Annotated in this window: 8 protein-coding genes and 1 pseudogene; 4 read left to right on the top strand and 5 right to left on the bottom strand. The window is 54.2% G+C overall.

Features of this window, described 5'->3' with window-relative positions; all coding sequences use genetic code 11:
* Nucleotides 1–27: 27 nt before the first annotated feature.
* The 4 genes from BMZ57_RS13755 to BMZ57_RS13740 all read right to left on the bottom strand — a co-directional run bounded on the left by BMZ57_RS13755 (nucleotide 28) and on the right by BMZ57_RS13740 (nucleotide 6,116).
* A complete protein-coding gene (locus tag BMZ57_RS13755) occupies nucleotides 28–2,508 on the bottom strand; it encodes a TniQ family protein (RefSeq protein WP_074900538.1) in 2,481 nt (826 codons plus the stop codon).
* On the bottom strand, nucleotides 2,501–3,457 hold the full coding sequence (locus BMZ57_RS13750) for a TniB family NTP-binding protein (protein ID WP_069672591.1): 957 nt from the start codon (nucleotides 3,455–3,457) through the stop codon (nucleotides 2,501–2,503). Before BMZ57_RS13750 ends, BMZ57_RS13755 begins: the two co-directional genes overlap by 8 nt.
* A gap of 264 nt (nucleotides 3,458–3,721) precedes the next feature.
* On the bottom strand, nucleotides 3,722–5,611 hold the full coding sequence (locus BMZ57_RS13745) for a TnsB C-terminal domain-containing protein (protein ID WP_069672590.1): 1,890 nt from the start codon (nucleotides 5,609–5,611) through the stop codon (nucleotides 3,722–3,724).
* Nucleotides 5,598–6,116, bottom strand: a complete 519-nt coding sequence (locus BMZ57_RS13740; RefSeq protein ID WP_069672589.1) for a hypothetical protein — start codon at nucleotides 6,114–6,116, stop codon at nucleotides 5,598–5,600. Before BMZ57_RS13740 ends, BMZ57_RS13745 begins: the two co-directional genes overlap by 14 nt.
* Before the next feature lie 1,049 nt (nucleotides 6,117–7,165).
* On the opposite strand from BMZ57_RS13740, the gene BMZ57_RS13735 reads away from it, so the two are divergent.
* Nucleotides 7,166–8,044, top strand: a complete 879-nt coding sequence (locus BMZ57_RS13735) for a hypothetical protein (protein WP_069672588.1) — start codon at nucleotides 7,166–7,168, stop codon at nucleotides 8,042–8,044.
* A 41-nt stretch (nucleotides 8,045–8,085) separates the two neighbouring features.
* Here the strand turns inward: BMZ57_RS13735 and BMZ57_RS13730 are convergent, their stop codons facing one another.
* Nucleotides 8,086–9,042 carry a DNA-binding protein gene (locus BMZ57_RS13730; protein ID WP_069672587.1) on the bottom strand — a complete coding sequence of 319 codons (957 nt, stop codon included), beginning with the start codon at nucleotides 9,040–9,042 and terminating at the stop codon, nucleotides 8,086–8,088.
* A 176-nt stretch (nucleotides 9,043–9,218) separates the two neighbouring features.
* Between BMZ57_RS13730 and BMZ57_RS13725 the strand changes: the two genes are divergently transcribed.
* The 3 genes and pseudogenes from BMZ57_RS13725 (at nucleotide 9,219) to BMZ57_RS13715 (ending at nucleotide 15,323) form a co-directional block, all read left to right on the top strand.
* Nucleotides 9,219–10,127, top strand: coding sequence for a site-specific integrase (locus BMZ57_RS13725; protein ID WP_069672586.1), 909 nt, complete (start codon nucleotides 9,219–9,221; stop codon nucleotides 10,125–10,127).
* A 132-nt stretch (nucleotides 10,128–10,259) separates the two neighbouring features.
* Nucleotides 10,260–11,000, top strand: a pseudogene (locus tag BMZ57_RS13720) (serine hydrolase domain-containing protein); the annotation flags it as partial.
* Nucleotides 11,001–11,225: 225 nt separating this feature from the next.
* The gene (locus tag BMZ57_RS13715) at nucleotides 11,226–15,323 is read left to right on the top strand and encodes a HigA family addiction module antitoxin (RefSeq protein WP_074900536.1); all 4,098 of its coding nucleotides are present in this window, start codon (nucleotides 11,226–11,228) and stop codon (nucleotides 15,321–15,323) included.
* Nucleotides 15,324–16,323: the final 1,000 nt, after the last annotated feature.

Genomic DNA, 16,323 nt, shown 5'->3' with positions numbered 1-16,323 from the left:
AGTGTGTTGGTAGAGGGAGGGCAAAATTTAGATAAGATGATTTTTTAACGCGTAATCGTACAAAGCTGCTCTTTCAACCATAGGGTAGTTTGTATAGGGCAGTAGCGGGTGTGTTACATCTATTTTTTTTGTCCGGATGAGGTTGTGTGCAAGGTTAGGATGCCCCAAATATTTGTTGGCTTGCGAGATGATGCAGTACTTTTCCATTATCTGTGAAATTCTGAGGATGTCACTTTCTAACAGATAAATTGGTTCGTGATTTCCAATCGTGTCAACAAATCCGGACGCTATGAAGAGTCGGAAGAATGGTACTGCTGAAAGCTGGTGTCTCTTTCTCACAATCGAGACTTTTTCTAAAAGCAGAAATTTTCCTGCCTTGTAACCAATTGAGTTGGGGCGACGGGGTAGGGAAAAAACTGCGGCGACGTCGTCTATCCTGTAGATTTGGGTCTTAGACGATTTGCTTGCCACTTCCGATATTGGATTTATTCCGAACCTAGATAATGCTCGCACTACGCATTTGATTGGAACGTTCAAAAACTTGGCGACGGTCAACTCTGTTGCGTAATGGTCATAAAATTCATCCACACTTCTCTTCTTTAGCGATTTTTTGAAGCGATCCTTTGGGTCTACAAGCTCCAATGCTTTGGCATTGATCAGTTTCACTATCGTTGCGGGGGGAAGGTGTAACTGGCGACTTGCGTCATAGTTAGTAATGCCTGAATCATCAGCTTCATCAATAGGGCGCAGTGATGCAAGTACTTGAGAACGTAAAAAATGGTAAGAAGAATTTCTATCTACTCCGGGCCCCGTGACGGGAGCGATGCCCGCTTGTTTGAGGACGGTACTGGCGGAGTGTAGCGTCAAGCCCAATAGCTTTGCCGCTTCGGTGACGCTTATGTAGTTAAGTTTGAATTCGACCAGCGCCGTCTCCTCAATGAGGTAAGCATTGTTTTTGGATCCGCCAACCGAAGCGGCTACCAGCCCGGCCGCTACAAAACAACCGATCTGTGGCGGCCCGACCCCTAAGAATTTTGCTGCAGCCGATGAATTCAGCCAAATGCCGGCCTGGCTCGGGTCATGTTTTGGAAGCCCGAACCAAGATGCGTCCCGCTTCTGATATTTTTTTGGATGAGGGGTGCACCACTCAATCACTGCTTTGCTTGTTTCAATATTCATCACATGTAAACACGCTCTTTGACTTCTAAATTCGGAACTGCGTAATTCTAAGTGTCGAAGCGCGCTGCGTATTTTGCGTACCGGGATTTGGGTGTTGGCCGACAGCTTCCGCACGGAAATGTAATGCTGAGAGAAGTTTTCTATATCAGTAGGATCGAATAAGCAGCCATTTTGCTGCCAGCTAATTGGGTGCAGAAGCTTTTTGTTGATAGCGTCCCTTAGAACTTTCATACTTATCAGTAGATTTTTTTTCAATTCTCCTAGCTTTATGCCCGAGATAGTTTTCTTTTGGCTGAAACCTTTATTAAGCTTTAGTTGAAGTATGTGCGCAGCCATTGTTTGCACTTCCTCCAAGTAGTAACGGCCCGTTGTTGGGAGAGTATTGAATGTTTTGCGAGCTGTTTTCCATTGGTGGTTGTTCAAATTTTGCCAGGCACAGATTTGGCGACTAGTTAGGTAAAAGGCTGACAAAGGTTTTGGTGTAAGGTTTTTTTGTTGAATAGGAGTGGTGTTTTGTAGTAGGAAAGTTTTTACACAGTCCTGATATTCCTCCGCCGGGACCAGAGAAAGTTTGGCACAGATAATTCGTTTGGGTATGTCGGGGTAAAGTGCGTGCAGCTTTTCCAGATTGCACAAGATCGCCTTTCGATCCCTGTTCAGTAAGGCAAATGCTATCATGATTAAGGTTCTTACTGCGCTGCATTCGTGTTGATCTTTTTTTAAAAAGTCCAGCAGTTTCAGATATTCGTCAAACCTGCTGAACCGTATGTTGTCTCCCTGTCTGAATAAGTTCAAAAGTTGACGTTCAATGTCCGCATCTTCAGGTGTGCAGGCCGGTGACGTTGCCAGTTCTTTGCATCGGCACCTGCCGGATAATAGGCTGCACCAACTCAGATCAGTACCACATCGAGGACATTTATCCAAATATTGGCGTAAGTGATAAGGACAATAGACTGCAAGTCTCAGGTCCTTAATGAAATATTCCCGGCCAGTTGCCCAGCACTCAGAGCAGAAGGCAGATCGGTTTTTTCGCACCATCTCGGCCTTGACCACCTGCCCGCCGATTCTCAATGGCGGCGCGATTGGTAACGGCCCCACCGGCTCGTAGAATCCGCTCAGAAACCGTTCCACATTCCAGCTGGATTGCGTCGCAATGGCTTGGATAATGGGGTGCGTGCGGACGAGTATCGGCCTATAGAAGTTGGCTTCTCCAAAGAGGTCCTTAAGATCAGTCCTGACTGTACAACCGTGTCGGATCGCCATGCGTCTCAGCACGCTGGTAGGACTTTCTTCGGGAAGCGGGGCAGGCAGGAACAGTATCTTACTCACCCTCCGTCTCCTCACAATCCAAAATGAGTTTCAACGCGTCGTCATAAGACAGTCCGAAGGGATTTCCGTCTGACAAATTTTTCGGCATGTCTGCGTACTGGCAAGCCGTAATGAAATCATCCATCTTCAACTCGAGCTTCTCATTGCGGTACAGGCACGTCTTCAGCGCATCGTTGATGATCAAACGCATGCGTTTTAGATTGCCTCTGGTACCCACAAACAGAGGAGCCGCGATCGTTGGATCATTAAGGTGGACACCTCTTTCGAGCGGAGCTACCTGATACATCGCCCTGTCCAGATGTTTCAACGTCGCGTAGTAGTCGGAGTTATCTCCTGTTTCATAGCGGAAGTTTGAAAGCTCGGCGAAGTATGGATACCTGTTTTCAAAGGCTTCGTCTTCGCGGCGAATGTTACGGCACAGGCAGGTGCCTGAAAGGATCACCGGAATTCCGGAGCCGTTGAGCAGCGAAACAATCCATTGCAGGGAGTCCAGTCGTACCTTCTCGGCCACGGTGGTGATGCAGAGGCGTTGAATTTCGTCGAGAAAAATCACCCTTACCTGAGATGTTTTAAGACACGTGATGAGCTGATGGGTTAGCTTCTCAACGGTACCACTGGGGGTAGCGTTAATCAGCATGCGCAACATGTTCGTGATCAGGCCTTTGACGGTGGCCGGTGAGGGGACCTCGCAATAGAAGACGGGGAGGTTGGAGTAAGTGCCGTCTTTACGATGAGTTTCTGCGTCCGCGACATAATGCTTGCGAAAGTAATTACACAGCGTGGACTTCCCAGTCCCGCTTGGGCCGCAAAGCAGGGCGCACGCTGGTTCACCTAGTGCCTCCGTATTCTCGATCGCATTCTGGATTTGCGAGAATGCGTGCCGGTAGCGCGGATGGAAGACAATTTTGCTTTTGAACGCTTTAAGCACTTGCTGACGCTCGAGCTCCATGATGGTGGACCTTTTGTGCGTGCGCACTGACGGATTATCAGGGCGTTGGGGACACTGACGACGGGGAGGTAGCCCGGCTGTGGCTCACTCCAAGAAGTGTTGCCGGCAGCCGGCTACATCGCTTTTCGCTAACAGAGACGGAGATTGGCGCAGCCCGTGTGACTGACAGGGCAATGCTCTGCGAGTGGTCGTGATCGCTGGCTGGCACCGAGCTGGGTCTGAGAGGGCACAGGCGAGTGCCTCGACATTGGCATGTGCATGGCCTTAGATCTCCTCAGACGAATAGTCGTCGGGTGTGTTGTCGTGGTAACGGTAGGTCGTGGGCTGCGGTTTCAGCGGCTGCTGTTTGCCGCCGCTGCCAGCGCGCCGGGTCTTGGGCTGCAATGAGCCCTGTTCTTCGGCTCGGCTGTGTTTACGCCGTTGGGCCGGCGTCTTTACTAGGGCTAGCTCATGCAGCAGTGCCACCCTGGCGCGGCGCGCCTTGTGCGAGTCGAAGCTTTTACGCTCGGCCCTCAGACGTTTAAGCGTCAGTTGATGAAGATGCATGGTCAAGCCTTGCTGGTAGTCAGGCTCTACAGCTTGCAGCTCCAACACCTCGTCGGGATAACTGGGATGGCAGGCCCAGGCCAGACCGAGGTCACTCGGGTCGTAGTAGACCAGGAGCTTTTCTGCTTTGGGCTCGCGGTTGGCCAGATACCCTACCGCCGGCCCGGTCCAAAACAGGGAGTTGTAGCGCAGCCGCCCCTGTTGGGGAGAGGCTTGGAACGCACTGAGAAAGTGCTGGCGTAATTCGGACTGTGAATAGCGCCGGGGCGGAAACATCTCGGAGTACGCCGCTTCCCAAGCCCGATTGGGAGACGTGTTCAGACTGCTGTGCACGCGTTCGCAGTACACCTGCGTCACCCAGCGGGAGAAGGCGTCTCTGACGTCCTCGATGGTCATGCAAGCGTTTTTTTCGGAGCTGTAGTCACCCCGTGCGCCGATGTTCGAGAAAGTCGTGCCTCGCATCACGTGGGCGATTTCTTTCGACCAAGTTCCGAAGAACGCTTCCACGTGAGGCTTCTGATTGCCGGTACCAGGCTCGCAATAGCACACCTCACCGCCGAGCATGGCGATAATTCGACGCAGATTCTGCGCGATGAACTCGGCTCCGCTGTCGAAAACGTAGCGGATGGCAACACCGGCGTATGTGTTATCACTGGATAACGATCGCTTGAGTGCCTGAAGGGTCGTGTCCAAAGAGGGGGGATTAAATCCGATAGACCAGGCATACGGCATCCGCGTGTAAACCTCTAGGAACACCGTCAAGTAGGGGCGGCCAATGACCTCTCCATCACTGCCCACTACCATCACGTGCATCTGCTGCGTGTCGGCCTCGACGAGTTCGAAGAATCGTCCAGGCCGATCCCGCTTGCGAGTCCATCCCTGGTGTTTCTGGGCATATTTGCTGCCATGCTGAGCCAGCGCTCTTTCATAAGCGTCGAGCTCTCGCAGGATACGGTTGAGGGTCGATTCCGATGGGATCTTCAAGCGATCGTGGCTGGGTCTGCCGTCGTTGAAGGCTTCCAGCTCCAGGACAATGGCATCGATCACTTCAGTTTTACAGGCCGGTTCAGCTTTCAGGTAAAATTGGCTGACCTGTTGATTGATCACCTGCTGAACCTCCCAAGGCTGGAGGGCTAAGCGATGTTTCGCTCTCTGCCGTCGGCCGGGTATAAGGGCAAGGCTGCTGTGCCCCGATTTGCAGAAAGCCCGTACCCAACTGCGGGCCGTGCTGAAGCTGGGGGGACTGATGTCCTTGATGTCATTAGCCAGAGCGCTGATCATCAGCGAGCTCCGCTCCCTCGGCATTTTCCCTCCAAACCGTTTGGTGAGCGCATGCACATAATGCCAGCGTCGGTCGAATGCAGCCGCGTAAGGCTTGGGGAGCCCCGCAAGGATTTTCTGTGGATCCTTCTCGATGGGCGCCTCCTGATCTTTGACCAGGTCACAGCGCTTCATCGCACGTAGTAGAACTTCTCGGGTTTGGCGCAATACGATCCGGCGGCCTTCGACGGCGCGCAGTTGCACGGTTTCACCTTGTTGATCGACGACCTGAAAGCGCTGGCCGCGATAGCGGTAGTGTTCACCGATTTTAAATTCAGAGATGTCCATCATGGCCTCCGTAGATCCTGCTTTCGGGCGTGAGCTTCTGCTCAAGGTTGACCCGCAACTCATTCAGAAAGATGGCGTGGCTGATGTCTGCGGGAGCGATACCCCTAGCCAGCAGTGCTGCAATGGTCGTCTGTTGTCCGGCATGCGCGACGACCTGAGCACGCACTTCAAGTGCTGCCCGTTTAGAACTGCTGAAGCTGTGGTGATAGAGGTACCTCAGGTTTTGAGTGACCAGACGCTGAGGCAGTTTGTCGTGAATGAGCCACCGGAATAGCACTCCATGCTCCAGCAGCATGGCTTCGACCGCCTTCGTCCAGTCACGCATGTGTGGCCTGGCCTGGTCATCCGGTAGCAGAAACTTGTGGTACACCGACGGTCCGTTGCTGAGCGCAACGAGAAAGTCGGCCTTGTAGCGCAGTTCACCCTTGCACACGGTTGGAGGGCGGCACTGGTAGGTGCGGACATCGTGGTGATACTCGAGGTGAACGCAATAATCAGCCTGCATGAGGTTGCCGCAGGTGATCGGGCCATGGTTTTTTCGTGACGGGAAAAACGTTACTCGACTCCCTGGGCGTCCTTTGCTCAAGGGCGCACGGGGCCGGTTTTCGAGACAATCCCTAGATGTTACAAGCATGATCGTGTTCCTCCGGGGGGGGGGGCGCGCTGAGTTAAGCAGTCATGACTGTCAAGCAAGCTGACCTCCACGCAGCACGTCATGGGATATAAGTGCCCAATTAGCGCTAGCAGGGTCTTCGAGGAGACCATCGTCGCGACAATAGGGGGCTGAGCGCCAAGGTCATCGCGGCGAAGATCCGGCCAATGATCTGTGCACGGTGCCGGACTCCTGCGTGGGGAATACGCAGCCCGGTATCGTTCAGTGAAGTGGCCAACGCTGCGACAAGATTGCGTTGGTGCATAGTCTGTCCCCCGACATCACTAGGCGCCTCCGCCCGACCGGCCTGTTGGGGGTGTGCTTGGACGCAGTGGTGAGAGAGGCTGGTGCGCCAAGGCGGGGGACCGAATTGTCTATGCGAGGTGTTATCTAGGGCTATAGGCCGCCGTAATGGCGGGATACTGCGCAGGTACAATCGATGGCGATGCATGGTCATGTCCTTCAGGTAGATCCAAGCAAAGTGCCGGATCGCCAGCTCACTGTAGGCCGGTACGTACATTCATACTGCTAACGGAAATTCCTCTAAATTTTGAGATAGATATTGGCTATGGCTATAAGGATCAACGGCTTACACTCACCGAGGTTGCGCATTAGCTGGCGAGAGATGACAGGCCGTCAAACGACAAAATTGGCGCTAAATTCACGATAGGCACTGTATATATCTAGACACGTCAGAGACTTAGCGCGACCCAGTTTTCGCATTACTCTGTCATGAACGGTTATAGCCTGTGACGTCGGCATGGGTGACGAGATGCGCTGGCTTCTGTTTCGTAGCGTTCTATAGTTATGTACTGGGGCTACGGGCCGCAGGAGATGACAAAGTGTCGACACTTTCGAGAGTTGCAATATGCCGCTGTCGCAACCGTTTCCTAGGCGCCCAGATGTACCAGATATCGGGGGCTCGTGACCGGAACGAATTTGCCCGGTGGTGCGACTATCTGGATCGTCCGTATCTCTATGCCGTACCGGGCGGTCAAGTGATCGCTGGCGGAGGCGTAGCCAATCCCAAATGGCTGCGCCTACTGGATGACGGGAGCCAGTTGCAGACCCATTGCCTAAAGCGTCTGATTGCAGCCTTCCCGGTGCTCAATCAGGTGTTGCAGAATCCGTTGTGGACGTTGCTAACTTGGGACTCGGAAGACGCTGAGAGGCCCGCGGCCTTTCTACAGGACCTTCTGCCCAGTTGCCGTGCCCTAGTCCCTAGTTCCTATCGCTGTCGCGTCAATGCGCGGATGAGTTGGGCGCTGGGTATACCGGATTGGAGCAGGCTGGCGATGCCACTGGCCCTGGTAGGCTGCCGCTGCCCGCGCCGGATGCCGCAGCGCCTGTGGTTGCATAAATATTTCAACGACTACCTGACCCTCGCGTCGCTCTCGCCTGAGTGCCAAGGCTGTTTTGCTGACCTGTGGTTACTCATTGACAATTGGTTACGCGCCAGAGGGCTGGAGCCCAATCCGTCACAGCCTGATTGGCCGGTCGACGCCGCCGCGTTTGCTGATCAATGTGTTTTGTGCAACGAACGGTTCGCCGATCTGAAGGAGTGGGGATGGTTGCCCGCCGATGATCGCACCGCGCGGTGCGCTATTGCGATGCTCTGGTGTCTCCGTATTGGTGGCAAAGCGTTTGAAAAAAAGCTGCAGGGCAGTCTGAACCATGGCGTGCGTCGGTGCCCGCCCTTACTAATGAGAGCGATGAGGGCGTTGGACCCACGGCTCGACGTGCCCAGTGCGGTACGAGTAGACCGATCTCTCGAGGGCTAGCACGTGGCAAGGCCCCGAACACTGTTTGCATAGGAAAGGTTTCATGCGCGATGCGCCGACGTTTCTAACAGGCGTTGCAGTTGAAGAATCTGCCGCTGCTCATGCCGTCGGTACAGAGCATCGCTGCGCTGCTTGAGCAGAGCCGCGCGCAGACGTTCGCGTAATTCTGCCTCCTCCGTTTGCCACTGGGCCTGTGCCTGCTGATGACGATGGGCGAGTTGTTGCCACTCGACTCTGGCCTGGCTGTAATCCCGCGAGTCGGTAAGTGCCTGTCGGCTAGCCAGGCGCGACTCGGTGAGCAGCCGTTCGTTGGCTCTATTGAGAGTGGCCAGTTCTTCCTGTTTGGCGAGCAAGGATGCCTGCAGGGTCCGAAGTTCTTTGGACAACTGCTGGACCTGCTGATCGTGACGAGCCAGTTCCTGTTCTCGCTGAGTCCGTTGTTGCTCCTGATAGTGATCCCGCGAAGCTTTGAGGTGATCGTGACGCTCACTCAAGGCGGTGAGGTGGGCCTCACGCTCATCTAGCGTTTGCTGCACGTGAGTCAATTGCCGTTGCTGCGCCTCGAACTGGGTCTGCAGGTCCCGGGCATAGCTCTGCGCCGCCAATTCGCGCTGGCGGTGCTCTTCCACCTGTGCATCCAGGCGGCGGACCTGATCCCTTAAAGATTCCACTAGTTCGCGTTGTTGCTCCTGAGCTTGCGCATGCCGCTGCCAGGCTTGATCGACTCGGGTTTGATCGTTCGCGACTGCTTGTTTGGCTGCCTCTTGCAGCCGCTCGGCTACACTGCTGATCAGGCGCACCAGTTCGTCTTCCAGAGCTACCGGGTCTGAGGGCGCCTGCACGGCACTGAGCTCCTGCAGATAGCGCAGGATGGTGCTTTTGGAGCCCGTGTTGCCCAACTCGACTCGCACCGCGTCAATGCTGGCCCGGACGCCTCGAGCCTGCAGTGCGTCGCGAGCCTTCTGGACCAGCGCCTTGTTGATGCCACCACGTGCCATGAGATGTCTCCTACGATTTCGTAGCTTGTTATGGAGTATGTAAGTACGGGTGTACTTCTGTCCTCTAGTACGTGCGAACAGGCGACGGACTGACGTTTGAGAATGCTGATTTCCCACACGTGAGGCAGTTTTTCGGCGCACGGTTGGTTTTTAGCGGTATGCGAGGAACAGATGGCATGACAATCCCGGCGGAGCGGTACCTCAAAGCAGCACGGCGCGAGAGCACGCTGCGGCGCTATCGTCAGGCGGTCGCGCACTTCGGAGACGAGTGGGGCGGATTGCTGCCCGCTTCCAGTGAAAGTCTGGTGCGATACCTCGCCGAGCACGCCGAGTTGCTATCCAGCAGTACCTTGCGCACGCATCTGGCGGCGCTGGCGCAGTGGCACAAGCGTCATGGTTTTCAGGACCCTACCAAGGAGTCCAAAGTCCGCGATGTCTTGCGCGGGATTCAGGCCGAGCACCCGCGTCTGGTGCAGCAAGCCGATGCTCTGCAATTGGAGGCGTTGGAGGAATGTCTCGCCGGTTTGTCCGAACAGGCCGCTTCTGACGCCGCTGGCGAACGGCTGCGTGCACTGCGCGACCAGGCGTTGATCCTGCTGGGGTTCTGGCGAGCCTTTCGCAGCGATGACTTATGTCGTCTGCGTATCGAACACATCCAGGTCCGTACGGGGAAGGGGCTGGAGATATTTTTGGGCAGTGGCAAGACTGATCGCCAAAACCAGGGGCGCACGGTCAGCGTCCCGGCGCTGAAACGTCTCTGTCCGGTACAGGCCTATGAAGCCTGGCTGGACGCCAGCGAATTGCAGAAGGGGCCGGTGTTTCGGGCGATCGACCGCTGGGGCCATGTCTCTCTAGAAGGCCTGAATCCGAACAGTGTGTCGCGCTTGTTGCGGATGGCGTTTGCCCGCAATGGCGTGGACGGTGCAAGCCTCAGCGGGCATTCATTACGCCGCGGTTTCGCAACCTGGGCCAGCCGCAATGAGTGGGGTACGAAGGCATTGATGGATTATGTCGGCTGGAAGGATGTGCAGTCGGCACTTCGCTATATAGACACCAGCGCGCCCTTTGGCGATTTAGCACGATGACGCTTGCCCTGTGTCACTAAGCCCAGAAACAGTCGTTCAGCACAGCACAAACGGCTGACTTCACCCCGGCGAAGAAGAGTAATTGAGATATCTTGTCGAGCTGTCGATCCGCTCAACATTCCAGGGAAGCCAATGCTAATTTCACTCTTGTCAAATGGTCAGCCACAAACGCCAGACCGATTGGAACTGATGGCCCCCTGGTGGAGTTTCACGAAAACGGTCTTGGCTGCGACGGCCCTATCGTTGGTGCGTGACGGACTGATCGGCTTGGACGACCCCATTCCCGATCAGCCTTTCACGTTACGCCAGCTACTGCGGCACGAGGCCGGCTTGGCTGATTACGGAGAACTTGCGGAGTATCACACCGCCGTTGCTAACGGTGAGCCAGCATGGCCGGCAGATGAAATGATGCGGCGCCTTGACGGTACTTGACTTCGATACACCTCCGGAACCGGCTGGCGTTACTCGAATGTCGGCTATTTACTCATCGGCAGGCTAATTGAACGGCTGACTGATCTGACGCTTGATGATGCGGTGATTCAACGTGCTCTTTCCCCTCTGGGTATCTCGAACGTTCGCTTTGCTAAAACGCGAGCCGACTTACAAACGTCCCCTCTTGGAAGCGCCTCAAATTATGACCCCGCATGGGTTTACCATAGCTTGTTGATCGGCCCGATTTCGCAAGCAGCACTCTTTCTGGATCGACTTCTCTGTGCAGACCTCCTCTGCGCGGGCTTGCTCAAGGAAATGCAGACAGCACGAACACTAGGCGGCCCGATTCCCTGGCGCCCATGGATCACCCCGGGCTATGGCCTCGGCTTGATGCACGGTTTGATTGACGGTGGGTATTCTCTAACCACACGATGTTTTCCATTTATCCCTATCGACCCCGATGACTGTCATGTGGCGATCTAAGGAGCTTTCGGGGTCTAAACCTACCTTGTCTCGCCGCGTCTACGCGGAGTTGTTACGTGGCGCGACAAGCATCGCTGCACCATCAAACTGAAGGGTGTATGCGATCTATATTTCTAGAATTGCGCCGGTCACCCTGGGTGTGTAAGGTGTAGCCTTACGCATTACATAAAACGGGCCCAAAAAATGAAAAAGGAAAATACCTCCTTGCACCCGGGAAATTGGGTCCGAGAAAACATCCTCAACCCTCGGAATCTCACGGTGACCGACGCGGCTAAGCTTATCGGTATAAGCCGTCCTGGGGTTTCAAATTTCCTCAATGCAAAAGTATCAGCGACGCCTGATATGGCCGCGCGGCTGGAGCGGGCGTTTGGCGTACCGGCTATAGATATTCTCAACCTCCAGAACTCCTTCGACTCGCACGCCGCCAAGACCGAAGTTGCCGCAGCAAGCGTGCGCGCCTACGTAATGCCGTTTCTTGGAATTTCAGGCAATGACATAACCGACTGGTTTTCTAAGACAATTTTAGCCCGCACCCGGTTATCGGTTCTGCTTCGCACGCTCGTCAATTCGACAGGAGAGAATCTGGAGAAAGTTGACTTTCCCGGAAACGACGACGCAGAGCGCCCTGGCTGGGACGGCTTTATTGAAGGCCCCCTGGGGACGCCATGGATTCCTGCCGGAGCATCGGGCTGGGAGTTCGGGGTCAATGCTGACATCAAAGCAAAAGCTGACGGCGATTTTGCGAAAAGCGTGAAAGCTATCAGTAAGGCTGATCGTCAAAACATCACGTTTGTGTTTGTTACCCCTCGACGATGGCCTGGAAAGGCTGCATGGCTTACAGCCATGCAAGCAAAGGGACTCTGGAAGGATGTTCGAGCCTACGATGTTAGTGATTTAGAGCAATGGATGGAGACATCCATTGCCGCGCAGACATGGTTTGCTAATCAAACTGAACGGCCATCGAGAGGCGTTCGAACTCTCGAAAAATGCTGGACTGATTGGGCAAATGTTGCAGAAACACCCCTTCATCCGTCGCTCTTCAGCACCGCGAACGACGTGTGGCGCAGCCGTATAAAATCGTTCTTGTTGAAGCGCGACTCAGAGCCGCTTGTTATCACGGCCGACTCAGTTGAGGAAGCCGTTGCGTTCTTAAGCCAGATATTCAGCGAACCGGAGTTTGACCATCATAAAGACCGCGTGCTCGTGTTCGACGAATGCGGCGTGCTACCAAAACTTGCCCAGAGCACAACCAATTTCATTGCGGTTGCGCACACGCGAGACGTCGAGCGGGAGTTCGGCTCCTATAGCGGGTCGTTGCGTACAATCGTGGTCTATCCGCGCAACGCCGCGAATGCCAATCCGGACATCATCTTAGAGCCACTCGGTTATGAGACTTTCGACAAAGCACTTGAAGCAATGGATAAAGGGCGCGACGAGATAACAAGGCTTGCTAATGCCTCAGGGCGCTCACTCACTGTGCTGCGGCGTATACTTTCGACAATCCCAGCGATCAAAACGCCTGCGTGGGCTGCCAATCATCAAGCCGCCTCTAACCTTGTTCCGCTCGCACTTTTAGGAACATGGGATACGCGTAACGATGCAGACCAAACAGCTCTTTCGCTGCTTGCGGGTGACCTCTCCTTTGATGCACTAGAGAGACGCGTGCAGGAGCTGCTGCAGTTCAACGATTCCCCCGTGTGGTCCCTCGGAAACTATCGTGGAGTGATTTCCAAGATCGACTCGTTATTTGCGATTGCTGGGGCTGTCACCCTAGGTGACCTCAACCATTTTTTCGACATCGCAAAGATTATTCTGGGTGAGGGCGACCCCGCTCTCGATCTTCCGGAGAACGAGCGTTGGGCGGCGGCCATCCACGGAAAGAAGCGCGAGTTCTCTTCAGCGCTTCGCGAAGGCATTTCTGAGACGTTAGTTTTGCTCGCTGTTCATGGAAAGCATCTTTTCGGGAAACGCCTTGGCTTTGATGGTGAACTCGCTGCTGCCCGGTTAGTGAGGGAACTCCTTGAGCCGCTTGAGACCCGGAAGCTGGAAGCGAACGATCGCGATCTTCCTCTATATGCGGAAGCTGCCCCCAACGAGTTCTTGAGCATTATTGAGCGCGACCTCAGATCAGAGAGGCCTTGCACGCTCGGACTGCTGCGTCCTGTCGCGGCAGGCCTCTTTGGCTCACCTAAACGAACAGGTCTTCTGTGGGCGCTTGAAGGGCTGGCTTGGAACCCCGCAACTTTTCCTCGGGTCGTCAAAATTCTGGGACGGCTCGCCGAAGTCAAAATTGGCGACAACTGGTCTAATAAGCCAATTGGCTCACTGGGGTCGATCTTCAGAGCGTGGATGCCGCAGACGGCTGCTGACCACGACTCGCGACTGAACGCTATGCGAATGCTACTGGAGAAGCACCCCACAATAGGCTGGGAGATCTGCCTCCAGCAGTTCGGCGATTTCGGGAGTCGCGTCGGAGACTACACCCAAAAGCCTAAATGGAGGCCCGATGGATATGGGTTTGGCGACCCCTTCAGCACTTGGGGGCCCGCCAATGACTTTGTCCGCGAAATGGTCAAGATGGCTTTGACCATGCCGTCCTACACAGCCGACATGATTTGCGACCTCATCACGCGGCTCCACGCGCTATCTGTCGAGGATCAAGAAAACGTCTGGAAAATCATCGACGAATGGCAGCAGGCCGGAGCCATTGACGCCGACATCGCCCGTGTGCGCGACAGAATCCGTGTGACAGTACTGTCAAGACGCGGCCGAAAGAAGGCGGACGAAGGTGGACAAGCCACCCTTTCGAAAATTGCGAAGGCTGTTTACGCTTCGATGGAGCCGACCGACATCATCAATAAGCACGAATGGCTGTTCCGGCAGGGCTGGGTCGAGGAATCGGCAGATGAACTCTCTGGTGAAGAGCTGAATTTTCAGGCGCGCGAACGCCGGATCGAAAAGCTCCGATTCGAAGCTTTGACTGAGATCGCAGCCAACAGTGGGCTACGTGGAATTTTCAACCTTGCCATGAAAGGCAATTCTCACCGGCAAATCGGCTGGTATCTGGCGCGTGGAATCTTAAACGCAGAGCAGCTTGAAGAGCTGATTCTCCAGTGCCTTAGCAAGGAGAATGACTCCGGCCACAACAGCATCGCAACTGGTGTTTTGGGTGCACTTGATCAAGATCAGCACAAGGCTCTCTTCGCAAGCTTGCGCGATAAAATGTCTGAGCAGGATGCTCTTCGCATGCTCCTTTTCTCACCCTATCGTAGAACGACGTGGGCACTCGTGGATCAACTTTCAGCTGAAGCGCGTCGTAGCTACTGGCGTGATGTCACACCGGAATTCATATTCGATGCGCCGGATCAAAATAACGAAAGCATCGGGCATCTGCTTGGCGCGAAAAGACCGCGTGCCGCCTTCTCCTCCGTTCACTTCAAGCTTGATGAGGTACGTCCTGAACTTCTGGTTCGGCTGCTTTCCGACATACCCAAAGACGGCAATGACAAGGAAGGCGAGTATCAGCTTCAACGCTATGCAGTCCAGCAAGCCTTCAAGCTATTAAACCGAAATCCCGACGTGCTGCTCGAGGAAAAGGCAGGGCTGGAGTTCATTTTTATTGATGTACTCGCCCGATCACTTCGAGGTGGTGACGGACATCAGATTCCGAACCTGGAACGCTATATCGAAGATCATCCCGAAATGTTCGTGCAGGCGATCGCTTGGACGTACAAGCGCAAGACTCCCGGCGAAGATCCTCCGGAGTTCAGTGCGGAAGATGGACGGGAGGGCTTAGCTCTCAGGGGCTACAACTTGCTGGAAGCTTTGGAGCGCATACCTGGACAGGATGAAGCCACTGAAGAGTTGGCCCGCGAGAAGCTGACCGAGTGGATATCGATGGTCCGCAGACGTTGTTCCGAACTCGACCGCGCAGAAATAGCCGATGTTTGCCTTGGCAAGCTTTTGGCCCGTGCCTCTGAAGGAAAGGATGGAGTGTGGCCCAACGAGGCTGTTCGCAATGTTATGGAGGACTTGGAATCCGAGGAAATATCGCGGGGCGCTCATACGGGACTGTACAACGCCCGTGGGGCGCACTGGCGGGGCGAAGGAGGAGGTCAGGAGAGAGAGCTCGCAGCCAAGTATCGCAGATGGGCGGAAGCCCTCCACTTTACCCATCCGTTCGTCTCCTCGTCTCTTCTTATATCAATGGTGGAGACCTACGAATATGAGGCAGAGCGGCAGGATACCGAGGCAGGTATTCGACGACGCCTTCGGCACTGACCCTACCCATGGCGTTGAGGTTTTTAAAGTGAAATTTACGTTTCTATGGCTAGTAAAAACTCAAGAAAAAATCGAAAAAAACTATCGCGTGTAAGCCTTTTCCTACAAATACAAGACATGTGAACCTTTGCACGAAGGGATTTGTAGGAAATTGGCCACACTTAAGCAAAAACCAGCTGATCAAAAAACATACAAATGTATATATTCTTCTATGAGCCCCCCCTCAAGGCTGAATAAATTGAGGGGGGCCGGCTTAAACACGTTTTTTATCCACAGGCTTATGCACAAAATAAAAAGATATGCACAAGCAAAAAAGCTGAAAAAACGCTTGATGTCTTCTCTGGCCATCATTAGAGTGTCAACAAGCAGGCAGCAAGCAGACAGAACGAGGCGATTAGTCAAATTAATGACTGACGCTTGTAAGAGATTGGCTTTTGGCCTAAATGAAAAGTCCCGCGAAAGCGGGACTCAATCGGCCGTAAGGGGGAATGTTGTCGAGACGGCCCCCCTTACGGCTACCCAAGCGCAGAACCTGAGGAGCGAGATTCTATGCGTACGCACACTGTTTGTACAGCATACAACCAGTTGCGGCCGCAGCTTCGGGGTTAATGCGCATTTATCGCCTAAGGAGAATCCTCATGGCAAATGGCAAAACTCCCGGTTCCAATACCGGTAATAACGGCGGCATTTTTCAGGAACAAGGGCCACGCGGCGGCAAGCGTCCCAACTTCACCACTGTTCCTGACAATACGCGCCTACCACCAACTAGCCGTCCGGACTCTACATGGGTTCCTACCCACAGAACTCCAGATAGCAACCGTTAATCTGAAGTAAAAAAAGGCTCCACCTGATTATAGGTGGGGCCTTTTTCTTTGGTAAGAAATTTAGCACACCATTGCTTACACTTGCTCGGCGCATAGGACACAGGTAATCACTCGTGCTTCCGGCCGACGCTTACCGATTGATTTGATGCTGCCAGGCCGAATGTTAACTGACCCGG

This window comes from Pseudomonas simiae (assembly GCF_900111895.1).
In the GTDB taxonomy this organism is placed as follows: Bacteria; Pseudomonadota; Gammaproteobacteria; order Pseudomonadales; family Pseudomonadaceae; genus Aquipseudomonas; species Aquipseudomonas simiae.
Note: the sequence above shows the minus strand (reverse complement) of the source record. Positions and strands in the feature narration are given on the sequence as shown.

What these genes read in the sequence shown, in the direction of transcription:
- BMZ57_RS13750 (WP_069672591.1), bottom strand. Translation starts at nt 3,457, where the DNA reads ATGGAGCTCGAGCGTCAGCAAGTGCTTAAAGCGTTCAAAAGCAAAATT.
- BMZ57_RS13745 (WP_069672590.1), bottom strand. Translation starts at nt 5,611, where the DNA reads ATGGACATCTCTGAATTTAAAATCGGTGAACACTACCGCTATCGCGGC.
- BMZ57_RS13740 (WP_069672589.1), bottom strand. Translation starts at nt 6,116, where the DNA reads ATGCAGGCTGATTATTGCGTTCACCTCGAGTATCACCACGATGTCCGC.
- BMZ57_RS13735 (WP_069672588.1), top strand. Translation starts at nt 7,166, where the DNA reads ATGTACCAGATATCGGGGGCTCGTGACCGGAACGAATTTGCCCGGTGG.
- BMZ57_RS13730 (WP_069672587.1), bottom strand. Translation starts at nt 9,042, where the DNA reads ATGGCACGTGGTGGCATCAACAAGGCGCTGGTCCAGAAGGCTCGCGAC.
- BMZ57_RS13725 (WP_069672586.1), top strand. Translation starts at nt 9,219, where the DNA reads ATGACAATCCCGGCGGAGCGGTACCTCAAAGCAGCACGGCGCGAGAGC.
- BMZ57_RS13715 (WP_074900536.1), top strand. Translation starts at nt 11,226, where the DNA reads ATGAAAAAGGAAAATACCTCCTTGCACCCGGGAAATTGGGTCCGAGAA.